Origin of the sequence: Phyllobacterium phragmitis (genome assembly GCF_002980495.1) — a bacterium.
In the GTDB taxonomy this organism is placed as follows: Bacteria; Pseudomonadota; Alphaproteobacteria; order Rhizobiales; family Rhizobiaceae; genus Paramesorhizobium; species Paramesorhizobium phragmitis.
Genome location: NZ_PVBR01000002.1, coordinates 153,752 through 175,514, shown reverse-complemented (window position 1 = coordinate 175,514; position 21,763 = coordinate 153,752). Strand labels below are relative to the sequence as shown.

Sequence of the window (21,763 nt, the reverse complement as noted above, 5' to 3'; positions counted from 1 at the left end):
GGATTTTTCCTGATTTACCCTAATGTCCCATCATGAAATCGATGATCATCTTTATATTGAGCACGATGATGGTGGCGGCTGTGACGGCGGCCAGGATCGTCAGCCAGCGCGGCGCGGCAAGCTTGCCCATCTTGGCGCGATTGGCGGTGAACACCACCAGCGGGATAATAGCGAAGGGCAGTTGCAGACCCAGGACCACCTGCGACAGGATCAGGAGCTTGGCCGTGCCGCTCTCGCCATAGGCGATGGTGACGACGGCCGCTGGCACGATGGCGACGACGCGGGTAATGAGCCTTCTCAGCCAGGGTGCAAGCCGGATATCGAGGAAACCTTCCATGACGATCTGACCGGCCATCGTGGCGGTTACGGTGGAGTTCAACCCACAGCACAGCAGCGCGATCGCGAAAAGGCTCGGCGCGATGGCGGAGCCGAGAAGCGGGCTGAGCAGGGTATGGGCATCGCCCAGTTCCTCGACATTGGTGTGGCCGGTGGTGTGGAAGCTGGCGGCGGCCAGGATGAGGATCGAGGCGTTGACGGCGAGGGCAAAGGTGAGGGCGATGGTGGAGTCGAGCGTCGCGTAGCGGATGGCGGAGCGTTTCTCGTCCAGCGTTTCGCCATAGTCGCGCGTCTGGACGATGCCGGAATGAAGGTAGAGATTGTGCGGCATGACGGTCGCACCGATGATGCCGAGTGCGAGATAGAGCATATCAGGATTGGTGACGACCTCTGTCGTGGGCGCGAAGCCGCGGATGACCGCGCCCCATTGCGGATCGGCCATGATGATCTGGGTGACAAAACAGAGCGTGATGACGCCGAGAAGGGTGATGACCAGCGCCTCGATCCAGCGGAAGCCCTTGTTCTGCAGATAGAGGATCAGGAAGACGTCGAGCGCGGTAATGACCACGCCGATTTCCAGCGGCATACCGAAAAGCAGATTGAGGCCGATGGCGGTGCCGATGACTTCGGCAAGGTCGGTGGCGCAGATGGCGATCTCGGCCAGGAACCATAATGGCCAGGCAAGCGCGCGCGGATAGGCGTCGCGGCAGGCCTGCGCCAGATCGCGGCCCGTGGCGATGCCGAGGCGGGTGCATAGCGATTGCAGGATAACCGCCATGATATTGGAGAGGAGGACGACGACCAGAAGCGCGTAACCGAAACGTGAACCGCCGGCCAGCGAGGTCGCCCAGTTGCCGGGGTCCATATAGCCGACGGCGACGAGATAGCCGGGGCCGAAAAAGGTCAGCGCCTTGCGCCAGCCCGGACCGGTTTTGCTGACGGCGATCGATCGGTGGACCTCGGAAAGCGACGCTGTGCCACGGTCGCGACGCCAGCCGCTGAGCGTCATCTCGGGTTGGCGTTTAACCAATAATTCTTCCGGAAACGCGGGGTCGGGTCGATCCATGCTGCTTGATCCTTGGGCTACTCGATCCATAAATGCAATTGCGAATTATTTGCATTTAATAGGAGCACGAGAAGGCTTCGTCAAGACCGGGCGGAGGAGGGCACGCGGTCGTGATGAGCCAATCGTTAATGATTGCCGCCGGAGCGCGGGGCGGTCGGCCGGTATGCGGGCCAGAGCAAGTATGGGAACGTGCGAAGCGGTTTTCTTGCGGAAAGTGGGGCCGGGCTATGGGAAACAGGCGCTGCTTTTCCGGGGCCTGCGTTCCGCAAACAATGAGAGCGGCTCTCCGTTTCCATCAAAATGGAGCTGCTCTAACGGTTCCTTAAGCTTAATATTCGATAAACTTGGAGATAGGGAAAATACGCCCGCAATTGGTCTTCTTCCCGGTTTGTGTATCCTAATCCCGTTGACGCCCATAGTGTCCCATGGTATCCATTCGTATCGTCAGTAGCGTTCGTTCGACACGGTGTTTCCCGACATTGTCAGGGGCGGCCCCGCGGTGCCGTCGGGCTGGGTTTTCGACCCGGAGGCTGTTCGTTTGCGCGCTTGATGGCGAGGCCTCGAAGGATGAGGCAGAGGATGCAATGAAGCGGCCCTTTGTGGCGGAAACGGTGGTAGCGTGTAGTGGACCGGTTCCTGGGACATGTGACGAACAGGATCGATGCGAAAGGACGGGTTTCCGTTCCGGCGCATTTTCGTTCGTTGATCCAGAAAGCCGGGTACGCGGAACTCTACGCCCTGCGCTCGCTGCATCTGCCGGCATTCGATGTGGGCGGGCCAGATTTCCTGACCCGTTACGACGGCCGGCTGGAGAGCGAAGATCCTTTCGCGGAAACGGCGGACGACATGTCTTTCTATCTGCATGCGGACGGCGCTTTTCTGAAGCTGGACCAGGACGGGCGTATCATGGTGACGGATTTCATCCGGGAGCACACCGGCATTTCATCGGATGTGACATTTGCGGGTGCGAACACGCATTTCCAGATGTGGCAGCCGGAGCGTTTCGAGGAACATCGCACGAGAGTGCGCGAGAGGCTGGCCGAACGGCGGCGAGCCGAGCAGCAAACGGCAAACGGGGCGGGCGCACCGCCCCAAAGGGGGACGGAATGATGGCGGGCCTCGGCGGAGATGGTTCTCATGCCGATGGCGGACCGGCCCGCCACATTCCGGTTCTTCTCGATGAGGTCATCGCTGCGCTGCAGCCGGAAAACGGCAAGCACATCATAGACGGGACGTTCGGCGCGGGAGGGTATACGAGGCGTATCCTCGAAGCCGGCGCTTCCATCACCGGGATCGACCGCGATCCTACCGCGATTGCCGCCGGGCGTGCCATGGAGCAGGAATTTCCAGGCAGGCTGACGCTGGTGCCGGGGCGCTTTTCGCAGCTCGACATGCTGGTTCCGGGGGGGCCTGACGGCATCGTTCTCGACATCGGTGTTTCATCCATGCAGATCGACGAGGCGGAGCGCGGCTTTTCCTTCCAGAAGGATGGGCCGCTCGACATGCGTATGTCAGCTGAGGGTGTCAGCGCCGCCGATGTGGTCAACCGGCTGAAGCTGGGTGATTTGGCCCGTATCTTCAATTTCCTCGGCGAGGAGAAAAATGCAGGCCGCATCGCCCGCATGATCGACAAGCGCCGGGTGAGCGAGCCGTTCATCCGCACCCGTGATCTCGCCAACGCCATCGAGGCGCTGGTCGGCCGGCATCCGAAGGACCGGATCCATCCGGCGACGCGGGTGTTCCAGGCGCTGCGCATCTTCGTCAATGATGAACTCGGCGAGTTGGCGCGGGCGCTGTTTGCGGCGGAGCGTATGCTTGAGCCGGGCGGCAGGCTGGTGGTGGTCACCTTCCATTCGCTGGAGGACCGCATCGTCAAGCGTTTCTTCGCCGACCGGCTGGGCGGCAGCGGCGGGTCCCGCCATCTGCCGCAGGTGCAAGAGCGCCTGCCAAGCTTTACGCCTCTCGGTAAGGGCGTGGTCGGGCCTTCACCTGAAGAGGAGGAACGCAATCCGCGGGCGCGTTCGGCCAAGCTGCGCGCCGCTGTCCGAACCGCCAATCCGCCGCTTGCCGCCGATCTCTCCATTTTCGGGCTGCCGAAGCTGCCCGATGCCAACGATATCAATAGGAACTAGCCCGTGCTGCGAACCTTCGACATCATATTGATCACGGTTATGCTCGCGGCGGCGACTGTGACTTACAAGATCAAATACGACGCCGAGAAGCGCATGGCCGAAATCCGTACGTTGCAGCGCAAGATCGATTTCGAGAAGGATACGATCACGCTCCTGAAAGCCGACTGGAGCCTGCTCACCCAGCCGAACCGCCTGCAGAAACTGGTCGAAGTCTATCAGTCCGAGCTCGATCTCGCGCCGATCGACGCCAAGCAGATCGGCAGTCTCAACGATATTCCGGAGCGTCCCGCCGACGAGATCGAGAACATCATCTCCGGCAGCGACGAATTGCTGGCAGCCATCAAGAAGACCGACGAGATCAAAACCGGCAGCGTGAGGCAGGGGCAATAGAATGAGCGCGAACTGGATCAGACGCGGAAAATTCAGGGACAGCGTCGCAGCCGAGCAGCCTGTCGTGAACAGTCCCGCAAAGAGCAATATCGCTTTCGAAGGCCTGCGCAAGAAAAGCGGAAACCGCGCGCGCAACCGCGTGATCATGGCGATGGGCTGCTTTATGGGCATCTACGCCATTATCGGCGGGCGGCTCGTCTATTACGGCATGCAGAATGACAATGAGGCCGGTTATCAGGGCCCGGCGGTCCAGAACCTTGCGACGCGGCCGGATATTGTCGACCGCAACGGTGAAGTGCTGGCGACGGATATCAAAACGGCTTCACTCTATGCAGAACCAAAGCGCATCGTCGATCCTGATGAAACCATCGAGCTTTTGTCGACGGTCCTGCCCAATCTCGATTGGGAATCGACCTATCGCAAGCTGAAGAGCGGTGCCGGGTTCATCTGGATAAAGCGTGGGCTGACGCCGCGCCAACAGAGCCAGATCATGGCGCTGGGGCTTCCCGGTGTCGGCTTTCGCACCGAAAAGACCCGCTTCTACCCCGGTGGTCCGACTGCCTCACACATTCTCGGCCTCGTCAATATCGACAATCAGGGTATTGCGGGAATGGAGAAATATCTCGATTCGCAGGGGCTGACGGCTCTTCAATCGACGGGACTTGCTTTCCAGCAGGGGCTGGAGCCGGTCAAGCTTTCGATCGATTTGCGCGTGCAGCACGTCGTGCGCGACGAACTCGTCCAGGCCATGCAGCGCTATCGCGCTATCGCGGCGGGTGCGGTGGTGCTGAACGTCAAGACGGGCGAGGTCATGGCCATGGCATCGGTGCCCGATTTCGATCCGAACAATCCCGTCAATGCTCTCGACAAGGACCATCTGAACCGCATGTCGGCGGGCACCTACGAAATGGGCTCGACGATTAAGAGTTTCACCACCGCCATGGCGCTCAATGACGGCGGAGCGACGCTGCAGAGCAGGTTCGACGCGTCACGTCCCTTAAGGATAGGCCGCCAGACCATTCATGATTTCCACGGCAAGGGCCGGGTGCTGACCCTGCCGGAGGTGTTCATCTTTTCGTCGAACATCGGTTCGGGGCGCGAGGCTGAGCAGGTCGGCATCGAAGGGCATCGGGCCTTTCTCAGGCGGATGGGGCTTCTCGACCGCATGCAGACGGAACTGCCTGAGGTCGCCCGTCCGGTGGAGCCGAAAGTCTGGAGGAAGATCAATTCGATGACGATCGCGTTCGGCCACGGCATGATGACGACGCCGCTGCAGACGGCGGTGGGCGCTGCGGCGCTGATGAATGGCGGCAAGCTCATCGAGCCGACGTTCCTGCCGCGCACGCAGGAGCAGGCGGATGCCGTCGCCAAGCAGGTGGTCACCGCAAAAACCAGCGAGGACATGAAATATCTCTATCGTTTGAATGCCGAGATCGGCTCGGGCAGACGTGCGGAGGTCAAGGGCTATCGCGTCGGCGGCAAGACGGGCACGGCGGAAAAGGTGGTCAATGGCCGCTATTCCAAGGATGTGCGTTTCAACGCCTTCCTCGCGGCTTTCCCGATGGACGATCCGACCTATATTGTTCTAACGATCATCGACGAGCCGAAACCCGAAGAAGGCAAAGCCAGCGCCACTGCAGGTCTCAACGCTGCGCCGATGGTGGCCAATATTATACGCCGTTCTGCGTCCTTTTTGGGTGTAAAGCCTGATTTCGGCCAAGAAGCGGCCCCCATGCTGGTTTCATACGATAATGATTGATTCGATGCTGGCAGGATAAAACAGTCACGCCGGCACGAATGGCATACAATGAGACAATGTCTGGACCCTATATGAAGCTGAAGGATATCGCCGATCTTGCCAATCTTGCCGATCCAGCCATCGGAGAAATGGACATTACCGGGCTGACCTCCGATTCGCGCAAGGTAGGGCCCGGCTATCTCTTTGCAGCGCTGAAAGGAAGCAGGGCCGACGGCAGCGCATTTGCCGCCGATGCCGTTTCCAGGGGCGCGGCCGCGATCATCGCGGCAAGCGATGCCGAGATCGGTGCACCCGACGTGCCGATCATCCGTGTCGAGGACTCGCGCCGCGCCCTGGCGCTCGCCGCTGCCGCATTCTATGAAAAGCAGCCGGAAATGATGGTCGCCGTCACCGGCACCAGCGGCAAGACCTCGGTGGCGTCGTTCACGCGGCAGATCTGGGCGGATGCGGGATTTCCGGCGGCTAATATAGGCACGACCGGCGTGTTTTCGCCGACGCGCAGCGATTATGGATCGCTGACGACGCCGGATCCCGTGGAACTGCACCGGGTTTTGCACGCGCTTGCCGATGAGGGCGTGACGCATGCGGCGATGGAGGCATCTTCGCACGGTCTCGACCAGCGGCGTCTCGACGGGGTGAAACTCGCCGCCGGCGCCTTCACCAATCTTGGCCGCGACCACATGGATTATCATCCGACGGTTGAGGACTATCTCGCCGCCAAGTTGCGGCTGTTCGATGCGCTCCTGCCCAAGGGCGCACCTGCCGTCATCTTTGCGGATGACGAGTTTTCGCCCATGGCGATCGATGTGGCGAAGGCTGCAGGCAACGAGGTCCTGACCGTTGGTCGCAAAGGCTCGTTCATCGCCTTGAAGCGGGTGGAGCACGAGCGCTTCCGTCAGCATGCGGAGGTCAAGATCGGCAATGACATCTACGAGATTTCATTGCCGCTCGCGGGCGATTTCCAGGTCGCCAACGCTCTTGTCTCAGCCGCGCTTGCAATGGTGACGGGGGTTCCGGCCGCGGCTGCCATGCGCGCGCTCGAACGACTGAAAGGCGCGCCTGGCCGTCTCGATCTGGTCGGAGCGACGGAGGATGGGGCGCCGGCCTATGTCGATTATGCACACAAGCCGGATGCGCTGGAAAATGTCCTGACGTCCGTGCGTCCGTTCACCACGGGCCGGGTCATCGTCGTCTTCGGCTGCGGCGGCGATCGTGACACGGGCAAACGCCCGATGATGGGCGAGATCGCGACGCGGCTCGCTGATGTGGTTATCGTCACCGACGACAATCCGCGCTCGGAAGCGCCGGCGACGATCCGCGCCGAAATCATGGTGACGGCGCCCGGCGCAATTGAAATCGGCGATCGACGCCTGGCGATAAACACGGCCGTCGGTATGATGAAAGCCGGCGATACGCTGATCGTCGCTGGCAAGGGACATGAGGAGGGCCAGACAGTCGGTGAGGTGACATATCCCTTCTCCGATCATGCCGAAGTGGCTCTGGCTTTGAAGGAACGGCTGAAATGACCTGGCTGTGGACTTCGGCCGACATGGTGGAGGCGATGAGCGGCAGGCCGGTCGGCATGCTGCCCGAAGGCATCACCGGAATTTCCATCGACACACGCACGCTGGCGCCGGGCGAGGCGTTTTTTGCCATTAAGGGCGATCAGTTCGATGGCCATAATTTCGCGACCGCCGCGATGGCGGCCGGCGCCGGCCTGATCGTGGTGGCGGAGGCGAAACTTCCCGCACTCGGCAAATTGAAGGTGCCGATGATCGTGGTCGATGACGTACTGGAGGGCCTCGTGCGACTTGGCATCGCGTCGCGCGCCCGCAGCCAGGCCCAGATCATCGCGGTAACCGGTTCCGTCGGCAAGACGACGACCAAAGAGGCCTTGCGGCATGTGCTTGCAGAAGTCGGCATGGTGCATGCCTCCGCCGCCTCCTTCAACAATCATTGGGGTGTGCCGCTGACGCTGGCGCGCATGCCGGCTGATGCCGATTACGGCGTCTTCGAGATCGGCATGAACCACGTCGACGAGATCCGGCCGCTGGTCAAGATGGTCCGCCCGCATGTGGCGATCATCACGCTGATCGCACACGCCCATCTCGGCCATTTCAACAATCTGGACGAGATCGCCACGGCCAAGGCGGAAATCTTCGAAGGGATCGTGCCGGGCGGCTATGCGCTCATCAACCACGACGACAAGCGCTTCAAGCTTTTGGAACAGTTAGCGCGGAAGGCCGGCGTCGAGCATATCCGCACCTTCGGCGAGAATGCCCGCGCCGATTACCGTGCACATGAAATGAAACTCCACCCCACTTGCTCCTGCATGACGGCGCGGCTGGCCGGACAGGAGGTGGTGGTCAAGATCGGTGCTCCCGGCCGTCATATCGCGCAAAACGCGCTGGCGGTGCTGGGCGCGGCGCATCTGGCCGGCGCCGATATAGCCAGGGTCGCGATGGCGTTGGCTACGCTGATACCAGAAAGCGGACGCGGTGCACGCCACAGGCTGCGCCATCCCGATGGCGTCATCACGCTGATCGACGAGAGCTATAACGCCAATCCGGCCTCGATGCGGGCGGCGCTCGAACTCCTGCATGCTGCGCAGCCGGAAGCGCGTGGGCGCCGCATCGCGGTTCTGGGCGACATGCTGGAACTTGGAAAACAGGCGGCAAAGCTGCATATGGATCTCGTCCGGCCCATATCAGGCGCGAAGGTCAATGCGCTTTTCATCGGAGGGCCGGAAATGTCGGTGCTCGATTCCGCATTGCCGGTTGAAATTCAGACCGAATACAGGCAGAGCGTCGATGAATTGCAGCCGCTGGTGGTAAAGGCGGTCCGTCCCGGCGATGTCATCATGGTGAAATCGTCGAAGGGGATCGGGTTCTCCAAAATCGTTAGGGCACTGATGGCCAAATATCCGCCTGCCGAGCCACTGGGGCCGGCCGAATAGGCTGTTTTTCGAGGGGACCGCTTCCGCATGCTGACGCTTCTGACCCAGTTTTCCGAACACGTGACGCTGTTCAACGTGTTCCGCTACATCACATTCCGTACCGGCGGCGCATTGATCACGTCGGCGCTGCTGGTCTTTCTGTTCGGCCCCATGATCATCAATTCGCTGCGCATCCGGCAGGGGCGAGGCCAGCCGATCCGGGCCGATGGACCGCAAACCCATTTCAAGAAGGCGGGTACGCCGACCATGGGTGGCCTGATGATCCTCTCGGGCATTCTCGGCTCGTCCTTCCTGTGGGCCAATCTTTCCAGCGTCTATGTCTGGGTGGTGCTGCTCGTCTCCGTCGGCTTCGGCGCCATCGGTTTTTATGACGACTACCTGAAAGTCACCAAGCAATCCGACAAGGGCTTTTCCGGCAAGGCGCGGCTCTGCATTGAATTCCTGATCGCCGGGATCGCCGGATGGTTTATCATGCGTGCGGGGCAGGAGCCCTTCTCCTCGTCGCTGACCTTTCCCTTCCTCAAGCAGTTCGTTCTCAATCTCGGGATATTCTTCATCCCGTTTGCCGCCTTCGTCATGGTCGGCGCGGGAAATGCAGTCAATCTGACGGATGGGCTCGACGGTCTCGCCATCGTGCCGGTAATGGTGGCAGCCGCATCCTTCGGTTTCATCGCCTATCTCTCGGGTAACGCCATTTTTGCCGACTATCTGCAGATCCATTTCGTTCCAGGTACGGGCGAGCTTGCCGTCGTGCTCGGCGCGGTGATCGGCGCGAGCCTCGGTTTCCTCTGGTTCAACGCGCCTCCCGCCGCCATCTTCATGGGTGATACCGGATCGCTGGCACTTGGCGGTGCGCTCGGCGCGGTTGCCGTCGCCACCAAGCACGAGATCGTGCTCGCCATCATCGGCGGCCTGTTTGTCGTAGAGGCGCTCTCCGTGATCATCCAGGTCGCCTGGTTCAAGAGGACCGGCAGGCGTGTCTTCCTGATGGCGCCGATCCATCACCATTTCGAAAAGAAGGGTTGGACGGAAAGCCAGGTGGTGATCCGTTTCTGGATCGTGTCGATCATCCTCGCCCTGATCGGCCTCTCCACGCTGAAGCTGAGATAGACGCATGATCCTCGCCCACGCCATGAAGGACAAGATCGTCGCGCTGTTCGGGCTCGGCGGTTCGGGCATTGCCACGGCGAAGGCGATCATGGCCGGCGGCGCCGAAGTTCTGGCGTGGGACGATAATCCGACGAGCGTGGAACGCGCTGCTGCGGCGGGCATCACGACCGGCGATCTCCGGCAGGCAGGCTGGAAGGATTTTTCCTCCTTCGTCCTTTCGCCCGGTGTGCCGCTCACCCATCCGCGCCCGCACTGGACGGTCGATCTTGCGCGGGCGGCGGGCGTCGAGATCATCGGCGACATCGAACTGTTCGTGCGCGAGCGCAACCGCGCCGCGCCCGACTGTCCTTTCATTGCCATCACCGGAACCAACGGCAAGTCGACGACGACGGCGCTGATCGCGCATATCATCAAATCGGCAGGCCGCGACATGCAGCTTGGCGGCAATATCGGCACGGCGGTGATGACGCTCGACCCGCCTGCCAGTGACAGATATTACGTCGTTGAATGCTCCTCCTACCAGATCGATCTCGCACCCTCGATCAATCCGACTGCCGGGATACTGCTCAATCTGACGCCGGATCATCTCGACCGGCACGGCACCATCCAGCACTATGCCGAGATCAAGGAAAGGCTGGTGGCAGGCAGCGATACAGCGATCATCGGCGTCGATGACAGCTACTCAGCGCAGATCGCCGACCGGCTGGAACGCACCGGCAAGACCGTCATCCGCATCTCCAAGCGTCAGCCTGTTATCAGTGGCTTTTTCGCGGATGGCCCGAAATTGATGCACGCCAGCGCGGGCAGTGCGAAGGAAATCGCCTCGCTCGAAGGTATCGGCTCCCTGCGCGGCGAGCACAATGCGCAGAACGCGCTTGCCGCGATGGCCGCCTGCCTCGCTGCCGGTCTCGGCATCGAGGAAATCCGCGCCGGCCTCAAATCCTTCCCCGGCCTTGCCCATCGCATGGAACAGGTCGCGACACGCGGCAAGGTGCTGTTCGTCAATGATTCCAAGGCGACCAATGCGGATGCCGCAGCGCCGGCGCTTTCGTCCTTCGAACGGATATACTGGATCGCCGGCGGCTTGCCCAAGGAAGGCGGCATCGCCGCTCTCTCCGGCTTTTTCCCGCGCATTGCCAAGGCCTATCTGATCGGCGAGACAGCGCCGCAATTCGCCGCGACGCTTGGCGAGGCGGCGCCATACGAGATTTCCGGTACGATCGCCGCCGCCGTCGAACATGCGGCGCGCGATGCGGAAAAGGATGATGGGGCTGAGCCGGTGGTGCTTTTGTCGCCCGCCTGCGCCAGCTTCGACCAGTTCCAGAACTTCGAGAAACGCGGCGAGGCATTCCGCCAGGCCGTACTGGCGCTCGATGGCGCGCAACCAATTGAAGGGGGACGCTGATGGTAAGCCGTGTTGACCGCGGGCCGGCCGCCAATTGGTGGTGGACGATCGACCGTTATTTTCTCGCAGCCTGTCTCGTGCTGATGGGGCTCGGCATTCTTCTGTCCTTTGCCGCGAGCCCGGCGGTGGCCGAGCGTATCGGCCTTGACAGCTTCCATTTCGTCGAGCGCCAGATCGTCTTCATGCTTCCAGCGCTTTTCGTGATGATTGCCGTCTCCTTCCTAGCACCGCGGGAGATCAGGCGTTTCGCGCTGATCCTGCTTATTTTTTCTGTTCTGGCGATGGTCGCGGCACTTTTCTTCGGCATCGAGGTCAAGGGGGCGCGGCGCTGGATATCGCTCATGGGCATCTCGATCCAGCCGTCGGAGTTCATGAAGCCGGCCTTCGTCGTCATCTGCGCCTGGCTTTTCGCCGAACATGAGCGCCGCCCCGACATTCCCGGCAACCTGTTCGCCATGCTGTTGTTCGCGCTGGTTTCAGCCCTCCTGGTGGCGCAGCCCGATCTCGGCCAGACGATGCTGACGGCGGCGACATGGGGGGCGATGTTCTTCATGGCCGGCGTGCCGTGGTTCTGGATCGTCATCCTCGGCGCTGGCGCGGTCGTGGGCGGTTTCAGCGCCTATACTTTCTTCCCGCACGTCGCGGGTCGTATCGACCGCTTCATGACCGGCGAAGGCGATACATTCCAGGTGGATGCCGGACGCGAGGCGATCATTCGCGGCGGCTGGTTCGGCCAGGGGCCGGGCGAGGGCACGATCAAGCGCATCATTCCCGACAGCCATACCGATTTCATCTTTTCGGTGGCGGCGGAAGAATACGGCATCATTTTATGCCTGTTGATCATGCTGATCTTCGCCTTCATCGTAGTGCGCGGCCTTTCCATCGCATTGAAGGAGCGCGACGAGTTCACCCGCCTTGCGGTTTCCGGCATCGTCATCCTGTTCGGCTTCCAGTCGATCATCAACATGGCGGTCAATCTGCATCTGATGCCGGCCAAGGGCATGACGCTGCCCTTCATCTCCTATGGCGGTTCGTCGCTGATCGCGGTGGCGATCTCGATGGGCATCCTGCTGGCATTGACGCGGCGCAGGCCGGAGGGGCGCATGTCGGCTACGCTCGATTTCGCCGCCGGTCGCCGGCTCCACGCTCGGTAGGCAACGGCATGTCGAAGGGAATCATCATCCTTTGCGCCGGAGGAACCGGCGGCCATCTGTTTCCGGCGGAAGCGCTGGCGCATGAGCTGACGACGCGGGGCTGGGAGGTGCATCTTGCCACCGACGCACGGGCGCAGCGCTTCGCGGCTAAGTTTCCGGCCAAGGCCGTGCACGTCATCCGCTCGGCGACGATTTCCGGGCGCAATCCCGTGGCGCTCGCCAAAACGCTGTGGCGGCTCTGGCAGGGAAATCTCGATGCAAGGCGGCTTTTCCGCCGGCTCAAGCCGAAGCTCGTTGCGGGCTTCGGCGGTTATCCGACGCTGCCGCCGCTCTATGCGGCAACGCGGATGCGTATCCCGACTTTCATCCACGAGCAGAATGCCGTGATGGGTCGTGCCAACAAGGGGCTTGCCGCGCGCGTCGATGCGATCGCCGGCGGCTTTCTGAAAGCGCGGGGGCCCTATGCAGAGAAGATCGTCGAGACTGGCAACCCGGTCCGCCAAGCGGTCCTGGATGTCGCCGATACGCCCTATGAGGTCCCGGCGGGAGCCGGGCTCTTGCGCCTTCTCGTTTTCGGTGGAAGCCAGGGGGCGCGGTTCTCCTCCGATGTGGTCCCTGAGGCGATCGCGTGTCTGCCAGAGGCCCTGCGGTCCCGTCTGCACATCACCCAGCAGGCGCGGCCGGAGGATGAGGAGCGCGTTCGGGACCGCTATGCCGGGCTTGGTGTCGAGGCCGAGGTCGCACCCTTCTTTTCCGACCTGCCAGCGCGCATGGCTGCAAGCCACCTCGTCATAGCCCGTTCCGGCGCCTCGACGGTGCTTGAGCTCTCCGTCATCGGACGGCCGGCGATCCTGGTGCCGCTGCCGCACGCGCTTGACGACGATCAAGGCCACAACGCACAGCTTCTGGTGAACGTCGGTGGGGCGTTTTTGCGACGGCAGCCGGAAATCACCGCCGAAAGCCTGGCCGGAGATATTGCGGTGCTGTTCAAGAACGATGGGCAACTCGCGGCAATGGCGAAGGCGGCGCAGAGCGCCGGCAGGCCGGATGCCACGCGGTTGCTTGCCGATCTCGCAGAGGCTATTGCATCGGGTAAACCCATTTCGGAATTGAAAAAAGGAGAGCGGCCATGAAGATGCCGCTGAATATCGGACTTGTGCATTTCGTCGGGATCGGCGGTATCGGCATGAGCGGTATTGCCGAGGTGCTGCACAATCTCGGCTATCAGGTCCAGGGCTCCGATCAGGCCGATGGGGCGAATGTCCAGCGCCTGCGCGACAAGGGCATCGAGGTGTTCGTCGGCCACAGGAGCGAAAATCTAGGCGATGCGGAAGTCGTCGTCGTTTCGACCGCGATCAGGAAGAACAATCCGGAGCTCGTTGCAGCGCGCGAACGCCTGTTGCCGGTCGTGCGCCGCGCCGAGATGCTGGCCGAGCTGATGCGCTTTCGCCAGGCGGTCGCCATTGGGGGAACCCACGGCAAGACGACCACGACCTCGATGGTCGCAGCATTGCTCGACGCGGGCAATCTCGATCCGACCGTCATCAATGGCGGCATCATCAACGCCTATGGCACCAATGCGCGCATGGGCGCGGGCGACTGGATGGTGGTCGAGGCGGATGAGAGCGACGGCACGTTCCTGAAGCTGCCCGCCGATATCGCGGTCGTCACCAATATCGATCCGGAGCATCTCGACCATTACGGCTCGTTCGACAATGTGCGCGAGGCTTTCCGCCAGTTCGTGGAGAACGTGCCGTTCTACGGCTTCGGCGTGATGTGCCTGGATCATCCTGAGGTGCAGGCGCTGGTCAGCCATATCGAGGACCGCCGCGTCATCACCTATGGCGAGAACCCGCAGGCCGATGTGCGTTTCGTCAATCACGTCATCGACGGTCCGTCATCGATCTTCGATGTGGTCATCCGCACCCGCAAGAGCGGCGAGATATCGGAGATCACGGGGCTGCGCCTGCCGATGCCGGGGCGTCACAACGTCTCCAATGCGACGGCGGCGATCGCCGTGGCGCATGAGCTCGGCATTTCCGACGAGGACATCAAGAAGGGGCTTTTCTCCTTCGGCGGCGTCAAGCGGCGCTTCACCCATACCGGTTCGTGGAACGGCGTCGACATATTCGACGATTACGGCCACCATCCCGTCGAGATCAAGGCGGTGCTGAGAGCCGCGCGAGAGGCGGCGCATGGCCGCGTCATTACCATCGTCCAGCCGCACCGCTATACGCGTCTGGCGAGCCTGTTCGACGATTTCGCCGCCTGTTTCAACGATGCGGATACGGTCGTCGTGACGCCGGTCTATGCGGCGGGCGAAGAGCCGATCGAGGGGGTCGATTCCGAAACGCTGGTCAGCCGGATCAAGACGGCGGGGCATCGCGACGCGCGCTATGTCACCGGTCCCGAAGCGCTCGCGCCGCTGGTCGCCTCGGTTGGCGAGCCGGGTGATTTCGTCATCTGCCTCGGTGCGGGCAATATCACCCAATGGGCCTATGCGCTGCCGAAGGAATTGGCGGCTGGGGGAGGGAAGTGATGTCGGTAGGGATGATCGGTGACGGTGAAGCGCTGATAGCCAGGCTTGGCGACAGGCTTTCGGGACTGCGGGGGCGGCTGACGCCCAATGCGGGCATGGACAAGATCACCTGGTTCCGCGTCGGCGGGCCGGCCGAGGTTCTGTTCCAGCCGGCCGACGAAGAGGATCTGGCGGCTTTCCTGAGGGGCGTGCCGGAGGAAATCCCGGTGATGGTGGTCGGCATAGGCTCCAATCTGCTGGTGCGCGACGGCGGCATTCCGGGCTTCGTCATCCGCCTGTCGGCCAAAGGCTTTGGCGAGATCGAACGCGTGTCGGAGACGCGGCTTCGCGCCGGAACCGCGACGCCCGACAAGCGGGTGGCGGCGGCGGCGCTCGAGGCCGGGATCGCCGGTTTCCATTTCTACCACGGCATACCCGGTGGGATCGGCGGTGCGCTGCGCATGAATGCGGGCGCCAACGGCGTCGAGACGCGCGAGCGCGTGGTCGAGGTACGTGCGTTCGATCGCAAGGGCGATCTGCACATCCTCTCCAATGCGGATATGGGCTATGCCTATCGCCATTCTTCCGCCTCGAAGGATATGATCTTCACCTCGGTGCTGTTCGAGGGGGGGGCGGGCGAGCATGACGAGATCAAGGCGGCGATGGACGCCGTGCAGCATCACCGCGAAACGGTGCAGCCTATCCGCGAGAAGACCGGTGGCTCGACCTTCAAGAATCCCGATGGATCGTCGGCCTGGAAAGAAATCGACAAGGCCGGCTGCCGCGGCCGAATGATCGGCGGCGCGCAGATGTCGCCGATGCACTGTAATTTCATGATCAATACCGGCCTGGCGAGCGGCCACGATCTGGAAACGCTCGGCGAAACCGTGCGTGCCCGCGTCCTGGAAAAATCCGGCATCCGCCTGCAATGGGAGATCAAGCGTCTCGGGCTTTTCCGGCAGGACCAGGACATTCAGGAATTCCTTGGCCAGATCATTTGAGGGCTCATTGCCGTCGCTCAGGGTCCATATTCATTAACTGGAGATGTCTTCCATGCCCAATTTCGATCCACGCAAGACAGCACTCGTCCTGATCGATCTGCAGCAATGGACGCTCGGTATGCCCATGGCGCCCTACACGCGTGCGCAAGTGATGGGGAATGCCGTAAGACTTGCCGAAAGCATGAAATCGGCCGGAGCGCTTCTGGTTCTGGTCCGGGTCGGGTTTTCCCAGGGTTTCGCCGATGCGCCGCCGGCCGATGTCGATGTCCCGATCGGCCGGCCGGAAGGCGGATTGTCCGAAAGCGCCATGGAGTTTGCTGCTGAACTAGCCAGAATAGAAGCGGATGTGGTGATCACCAAACGTCAGTGGAGCGCATTCTTCGGGACGGAGCTCGACCTGCAACTGCGGCGCCGGGGCATCGATACCATCGTGCTGGGCGGCGTGATGACCAATTTTGGCGTGGAGTCGACCGCGCGGGACGCCTGGCAGCTCAACTATTCCGTCATTATTGCCGAGGATGTGGCGGCGAGCTTCGAAGAGGCCATGCATCGCTTTGCGATAGAGAAGGTGCTGCCGCGCGTTTCCCGCATCAGTTCCACAGATGCAATACTGGCCCATTTGAAGCAACGATAATCGCTGCGTTTCTTCCCCCGGATCGTCGCTTTTGGCCGGTCTGATTTTCTAACAAAAGCATGTTTTAGCAATGAGAAATGCAGACAGGGGTTGCCAGCGAATCAACTCTCTGATTCTTTAGGTCCAAGCGTTAACTGATTTGAGTCGGCAGACGTTTTCGTCTGTCCCGGGTGTCTGCGATTTCTTGTCGCCGGGCAGGTCCGATTCAGCCTCTTTTCAGCATGCGCCGGGGATCGCGCAGAGGGGATTTCTCGCATGGCGAAGAAGCATGTTGCAGTTTTGATGGGTGGGTTTTCAGCGGAGCGTCCGGTGAGCCTCTCGTCGGGTGCTGCGTGCGCCGAGGCCCTGGAGGCGGAAGGCTATCAGGTGACGCGGGTCGATGTCGGTCGCGACGTTGCAAGCGTGCTTGCCGAGCTGAAGCCCGATGTCGCCTTCAATGCGCTGCATGGTCCCTTCGGTGAAGACGGTGCGATCCAGGGCGTTCTCGAATATCTGCAAATTCCCTACACCCATTCCGGCGTGCTCGCCTCGGCGCTCGCCATGGACAAGGGGCGGGCGAAGACGGTTGCTGTCGCCGCCGGTGTTTCGGTCGCCGACTCGAAGCTGATGGATCGCCTCGATTTCACATCCAGCCATCCGATGAGGCCGCCCTACGTGGTCAAGCCTGTGCGCGAGGGGTCGAGCTTCGGTGTGGTGATCGTCAAGGAGGATCAGTCGCATCCGCCGCAGATCTTCACGTCGCCTGAATGGAGATTTGGTGATTCGGTCATGGTCGAGCACTATGTCGCGGGGCGTGAGTTGACCTGCGCGGTGATGGGCGATGTGGCGCTCGGTGTCTGCGAGATCGTTCCGGTCGGTCATCAGTTCTACGATTACGATTCGAAATATGTTGCTGGCGCATCAAAACACGAATGCCCTGCAAAAATTTCACCGAAAATTTACCAAAAAATACAAACAATGGCACTCAATGCGCATCAAGCGATTGGCTGCAAGGGCGTGAGCCGTTCCGATTTCCGTTATGACGACCGTTTTTCGGAAGATGGCGAGCTTGTCTGGCTGGAGATCAATACCCAGCCGGGCATGACGCCAACATCGCTGGTGCCTGATATTGCCAGGGCTGCAGGGCATTCCTTTGGTGAATTGTTGAGTTGGATAGTGGAGGACGCATCGTGTTTGCGTTGAAGGACAGAACGTCTGGCGCCCATGGCGCGGCTGCGATGCGTCAGGCATTGGCGGCGACGCATGGCGCTTTCGTTCTGCCGCGCTTCCTGCGCAAGCCGTTTCGCCTTGCTGTCCGGCTTTTCGAGGGCAGCGTGACGATTCCGCGTCATTTTGGGGCGGTTGGCGCGCTGGGTTTTCTCGGTCTTACCGGTTTCTACGGAATGCTGCTCGGCGGACATGCACCCGAAGTCGTGAAGGCGACCACCTCCACTTTCGGCTTCGCGATCGAAAAGGTGGATGTCGCAGGCAATCGCGAGACGTCCGATATCGATGTCCTGGGCGAACTCGCGCTCGATGGCGAGACGTCGCTGATCGGCTTGAACGCCGAGGAAGCGCGCAAGGCGATCGCCGCTCTGCCGTGGGTCGAATCCGTCGATGTACGCAAGATCTATCCCGGTACGGTCCATGTCTCCATGCGCGAGCGCAAAGCCTTCGCGATCTGGCAACGCGACAAGGAACTGTCGCTGATCGACAGCGAGGGCGATGACATCGTTCCCTTCTCCGGCCGTCATGCGGATCTGCCTTTGATCGTCGGTGATGGCGCCGGGACGGCTGCAAAGGATTTCGTCGCGCAGGTTGCGGCGTTTCCGCATCTCGCCGGCAAGGTGCGCGCCTATATTCGCGTTGCTGACCGCCGCTGGGATATCCTGTTCGAGAATGGCGTCAGGGTCATGCTGCCTGAAAACAAGGTCGAGGCGACGTTGGCCGCACTTGAAAATCTCGACCAGGAGAACGGGCTCTTGTCGCGCGATATTCTTGCCGTCGACATGCGCATCGAGGACCGGATGAGCGTTCGTCTGACGTCCGACGCGATGGAGCGTCGGGAGAAGGCGCTCAAGGATCGTGACAAGCAATTGGCCCGTGCGAGGAAACGCGTATGAGTATTCTGGGCGGCAAAGCCACATCCCAGGCAGGATCTTCAGGGCGTCGCGTACGTCTGTTGACCGTTCTGGATGTCGGCTCCAGCAAGGTTTCCTGTGTGATCGCGAAGCTGAAGCCGCGCGAGGAGAGTGCATTTCTGCCCGGCCGGACGCATCGCATCGAGGTGCTGGGAATCGGGCATCAAAAATCGCGCGGCGTGAAATCAGGCGTCATCACCGATCTGGACGCTGCCGAGCAGTCGATCCGCCTGGCGGTCGATGCGGCGGAGCGCATGGCTGGACTTACGGTCGATTCGCTCATCGTCAACATTTCCGCCGGGCGGCTGAAGAGCGAGAATTTCAGCGCCAGCGTCAGCCTTGGCGGCCATGAGATAGACAGGGCGGATATCCGCCGCGTCCTCGCCGCCGGCGCCAAGCAGGCGCTTGCCGCCGAACGCCATCTCGTTCATTCGCTGCCCGTCGGCTATACGCTCGACGGCGAGCGCGGCATCCGCGACCCGCTCGGGATGCTGGGCGATACGCTCGGCGTCGACATGCATGTGCTGACCGCTGATGCCGCTCCGCTGCGCAATCTGGAGCTGTGCATCAACCGCTGCCACCTTTCGGTCGAGGCGATCGTCGCCACGCCCTATGCGAGCGGCCTTTCCGCCCTCGTCGACGACGAGGCGGAGATGGGCGCCGCCTGCATCGACATGGGCGGTGGCACGACGACGATTTCGGTTTTTTCCGAGGGGAAATTCATTCATGCGGATGCCATCGCCATCGGCGGCAATCATGTGACGATGGATCTGGCGCGCGGCTTTTCGGCGCGCATGGACGATGCGGAACGGCTCAAGGTCATGTACGGCTCGGCGCTGCCCAGCGCCGCCGATGATCGCGATCTCATCAGCGTTCCGCCGATCGGCGAGGACGACCGGGACGTGCCGAACCAATATCCGCGCTCGGTGCTCACCCGCATCATTCGCGCCCGTGTCGAGGAGACGCTGGAACTGGTGCGCGACCGGCTGAACCAGTCCGGCCTCGGTCATATCGTTGGAAAAAGGGTGGTGCTGACGGGCGGCGCAAGCCAGCTGACCGGCATGCCCGAAGTGGCGCGGCGGATTCTCGCGCGCAATGTCAGGATTGGGCGGCCTCTGGGCGTCGCGGGGCTTCCCGAGGCGGCCAAGGGAGCGGCATTCGCGGCCACTATCGGGCTTTTGATCTATCCACAGATCGCGGGCCTCGACGAGCGCTCCGTGAAGGCGAATTCAGCCAGCCGCATGACGGGTACGGGCGGGCGTATCCAGCGTGTCGGTCAATGGTTGAGAGAGAGTTTCTGAGCATGGCAAGCAACGTAATCCGGCAATGACGATCTATTCGAAACAACTCATTCGGCACCGCGGCGGCGAAGCGGTGGAAAAGGCAAAAAGGACGAGGAACGATGACTATCAATCTGCAAAAGCCTGATATCACCGAGCTGAAGCCACGCATCACCGTTTTCGGTGTCGGCGGCGGCGGTGGCAATGCGGTCAACAACATGATCAATGCCGGTTTGCGCGGCGTTGATTTCGTGGTGGCGAACACCGACGCACAGGCGCTGGCCATGTCGAAGTCGGAGCGCCTCGTCCAACTCGGCACTGCCGTCACCGAAGGTCTCGGCGCCGGATCACAGCCCGAGGTCGGACGTGCGGCAGCCGAGGAATGCATCGACGAGATCAACGATCATCTGTCGGGCACGCACATGTGCTTCGTCACCGCCGGTATGGGCGGCGGCACGGGTACGGGGGCTGCTCCGGTGGTTGCGCGCGCTGCACGTGAAAAAGGTATCCTGACCGTCGGCGTCGTAACCAAGCCCTTCCATTTCGAGGGTGCGCGGCGCATGAAGACTGCCGATATGGGCATCGACGAGTTACAGAAGAACGTCGATACGCTGATCGTCATTCCGAACCAGAACCTCTTCCGCATCGCCAATGACAAGACGACTTTCGCCGACGCCTTCGCGATGGCCGACCAGGTGCTTTATTCGGGTGTTGCCTGCATCACCGACCTGATGGTCAAGGAAGGTCTGATCAACCTCGACTTCGCCGACGTTCGTTCGGTGATGCGCGAGATGGGCAAGGCGATGATGGGCACGGGCGAAGCCTCAGGCGACGGTCGCGCAATGGCCGCGGCAGAAGCTGCGATCGCCAACCCGCTGCTCGATGAAACCTCGATGCGCGGCGCCAGGGGCCTGCTGATCTCGATCACCGGCGGGCGCGACATGACGCTGTTCGAGGTGGATGAGGCGGCGACGCGTATCCGCGAAGAAGTCGATCAGGATGCCAACATCATCCTCGGCGCAACGTTCGACGAAGGGCTGGAAGGCGTCATCCGCGTTTCGGTCGTGGCAACTGGCATCGACAAGCAGATCGGAGACGCGGCGCCTGCGCCGCTCGAATTTCGCCAGGCAATGAAGCCGGGTGCAAAGCCCGCTGCCCAGGCGACTGTGCAGCGTCCCGTGGAACAGCAAGCCGTCGCCCAGCAAAGGCCGGCCGATCCGGTCGCCCAGGCGATCCAGACGGCTGAAGCCGAAGTGCCGCAGCATATGGCGCAGTCATCCGCTGCGGAGCAGGAGTTCCGTCCGCAGAGCCGCATTTTCCAGGCTCCGGCGCCGGAAGTGCTCGAAACCCGCGCTCCTGCACCTGCTGCGCCCGCGCCGCGCCCGCAGATGCAGCAGCATGCTCCGGCCCCGCAGCAGCATCACCATCCGATGCAGGCGGCGCCGGCTCCCACTCCGGTCCAGCAGCGGCCCGCGCCGCGCATGCCTAATGTCGCAGACTTTCCGCCGGTCGTTCAGGCGGAACTGAATGCGCAGCATAATCCGGCTGCCGAAGAGCGTGGCCCGATGGGGCTCCTCAAGCGGCTGACCCATGGGCTGTCGCGCCGCGAGGAAGAGCCTGCGGCACGGCTCGAGCCGGCACAGCACCGCGAGCCTGCGATGCGCCCGGCCGAACCCCGCCGTCCGCTTTCGCAGGATGCCTCGATCTATGCGCCGCGCCGCGGACAACTCGACGAGCAGGGCCGGCCGCAGCCGCGCCAGGTTTCGGAAGAGGATCAGCTGGAAATCCCGGCTTTCCTGCGCCGCCAGGCCAATTAAAACGCTGCGCGTCCGATCGGGCGCATCCAGCAGCTTTCGCAATTTTGTCACAAAGCAACCCCCGCCGATCGCAAGACCGGCGGGG

The 21,763-nt window shown here is 61.9% G+C and carries 18 protein-coding genes; 17 read left to right on the top strand and 1 reads right to left on the bottom strand.

Annotated elements, in window-relative coordinates:
* Positions 1-19 precede the first annotated feature (19 nt).
* Positions 20-1,345: an Nramp family divalent metal transporter gene (locus C5748_RS02985; RefSeq protein WP_245428782.1), complete on the bottom strand. Its 1,326-nt coding sequence runs from the start codon at positions 1,343-1,345 to the stop codon at positions 20-22.
* A 681-nt stretch (positions 1,346-2,026) separates the two neighbouring features.
* Between C5748_RS02985 and mraZ the strand changes: the two genes are divergently transcribed.
* The 17 genes from mraZ to ftsZ all read left to right on the top strand — a co-directional run bounded on the left by mraZ (position 2,027) and on the right by ftsZ (position 21,678).
* Positions 2,027-2,512, top strand: a complete 486-nt coding sequence (mraZ, locus tag C5748_RS02980; protein WP_105740455.1) for a division/cell wall cluster transcriptional repressor MraZ — start codon at positions 2,027-2,029, stop codon at positions 2,510-2,512.
* Positions 2,509-3,534, top strand: coding sequence for a 16S rRNA (cytosine(1402)-N(4))-methyltransferase RsmH (rsmH, locus tag C5748_RS02975; RefSeq protein ID WP_199194686.1), 1,026 nt, complete (start codon positions 2,509-2,511; stop codon positions 3,532-3,534). The genes mraZ and rsmH overlap by 4 nt, the downstream gene beginning before the upstream one ends.
* A 3-nt stretch (positions 3,535-3,537) precedes the next feature.
* A complete protein-coding gene (gene ftsL / locus C5748_RS02970) occupies positions 3,538-3,924 on the top strand; it encodes a cell division protein FtsL (RefSeq protein WP_105740454.1) in 387 nt (128 codons plus the stop codon).
* A 1-nt stretch (position 3,925) separates the two neighbouring features.
* On the top strand, positions 3,926-5,683 hold the full coding sequence (locus C5748_RS02965) for a peptidoglycan D,D-transpeptidase FtsI family protein (RefSeq protein WP_105740453.1): 1,758 nt from the start codon (positions 3,926-3,928) through the stop codon (positions 5,681-5,683).
* Between the two features lie 71 nt (positions 5,684-5,754).
* Positions 5,755-7,209, top strand: a complete 1,455-nt coding sequence (locus tag C5748_RS02960) for a UDP-N-acetylmuramoyl-L-alanyl-D-glutamate--2,6-diaminopimelate ligase (RefSeq protein ID WP_105740642.1) — start codon at positions 5,755-5,757, stop codon at positions 7,207-7,209.
* On the top strand, positions 7,206-8,639 hold the full coding sequence (locus C5748_RS02955) for a UDP-N-acetylmuramoylalanyl-D-glutamyl-2,6-diaminopimelate--D-alanyl-D-alanine ligase (protein ID WP_105740452.1): 1,434 nt from the start codon (positions 7,206-7,208) through the stop codon (positions 8,637-8,639). The genes C5748_RS02960 and C5748_RS02955 overlap by 4 nt, the downstream gene beginning before the upstream one ends.
* Positions 8,640-8,666: 27 nt before the next feature.
* Positions 8,667-9,749: a phospho-N-acetylmuramoyl-pentapeptide-transferase gene (mraY, locus tag C5748_RS02950; protein ID WP_105740451.1), complete on the top strand. Its 1,083-nt coding sequence runs from the start codon at positions 8,667-8,669 to the stop codon at positions 9,747-9,749.
* 4 nt (positions 9,750-9,753) lie between these two features.
* Complete coding sequence (gene murD / locus C5748_RS02945) at positions 9,754-11,154, top strand: UDP-N-acetylmuramoyl-L-alanine--D-glutamate ligase (RefSeq protein WP_105740450.1); 1,401 nt, start codon at positions 9,754-9,756, stop codon at positions 11,152-11,154.
* Positions 11,154-12,308, top strand: a complete 1,155-nt coding sequence (gene ftsW, locus C5748_RS02940) for a putative lipid II flippase FtsW (protein ID WP_105740449.1) — start codon at positions 11,154-11,156, stop codon at positions 12,306-12,308. Before murD ends, ftsW begins: the two co-directional genes overlap by 1 nt.
* 8 nt (positions 12,309-12,316) lie before the next feature.
* The gene (gene murG / locus C5748_RS02935; protein WP_105740448.1) at positions 12,317-13,441 is read left to right on the top strand and encodes an undecaprenyldiphospho-muramoylpentapeptide beta-N-acetylglucosaminyltransferase; all 1,125 of its coding nucleotides are present in this window, start codon (positions 12,317-12,319) and stop codon (positions 13,439-13,441) included.
* Positions 13,438-14,847, top strand: a complete 1,410-nt coding sequence (gene murC / locus C5748_RS02930; RefSeq protein ID WP_105740447.1) for a UDP-N-acetylmuramate--L-alanine ligase — start codon at positions 13,438-13,440, stop codon at positions 14,845-14,847. The genes murG and murC overlap by 4 nt, the downstream gene beginning before the upstream one ends.
* An 11-nt stretch (positions 14,848-14,858) precedes the next feature.
* A complete protein-coding gene (gene murB, locus C5748_RS02925; RefSeq protein WP_105740641.1) occupies positions 14,859-15,827 on the top strand; it encodes a UDP-N-acetylmuramate dehydrogenase in 969 nt (322 codons plus the stop codon).
* A gap of 52 nt (positions 15,828-15,879) precedes the next feature.
* A complete protein-coding gene (locus C5748_RS02920; protein WP_105740446.1) occupies positions 15,880-16,461 on the top strand; it encodes a hydrolase in 582 nt (193 codons plus the stop codon).
* 255 nt (positions 16,462-16,716) lie between these two features.
* Complete coding sequence (locus tag C5748_RS02915) at positions 16,717-17,643, top strand: D-alanine--D-alanine ligase (RefSeq protein ID WP_105740445.1); 927 nt, start codon at positions 16,717-16,719, stop codon at positions 17,641-17,643.
* Entirely contained in the window at positions 17,631-18,563 is a 933-nt protein-coding gene (locus C5748_RS02910; RefSeq protein WP_105740444.1) for a cell division protein FtsQ/DivIB, read from the top strand. The genes C5748_RS02915 and C5748_RS02910 overlap by 13 nt, the downstream gene beginning before the upstream one ends.
* Entirely contained in the window at positions 18,560-19,882 is a 1,323-nt protein-coding gene (ftsA, locus tag C5748_RS02905) for a cell division protein FtsA (protein ID WP_105740443.1), read from the top strand. Before C5748_RS02910 ends, ftsA begins: the two co-directional genes overlap by 4 nt.
* Positions 19,883-19,983: 101 nt before the next feature.
* Complete coding sequence (gene ftsZ / locus C5748_RS02900; RefSeq protein WP_105740442.1) at positions 19,984-21,678, top strand: cell division protein FtsZ; 1,695 nt, start codon at positions 19,984-19,986, stop codon at positions 21,676-21,678.
* Positions 21,679-21,763: the final 85 nt, after the last annotated feature.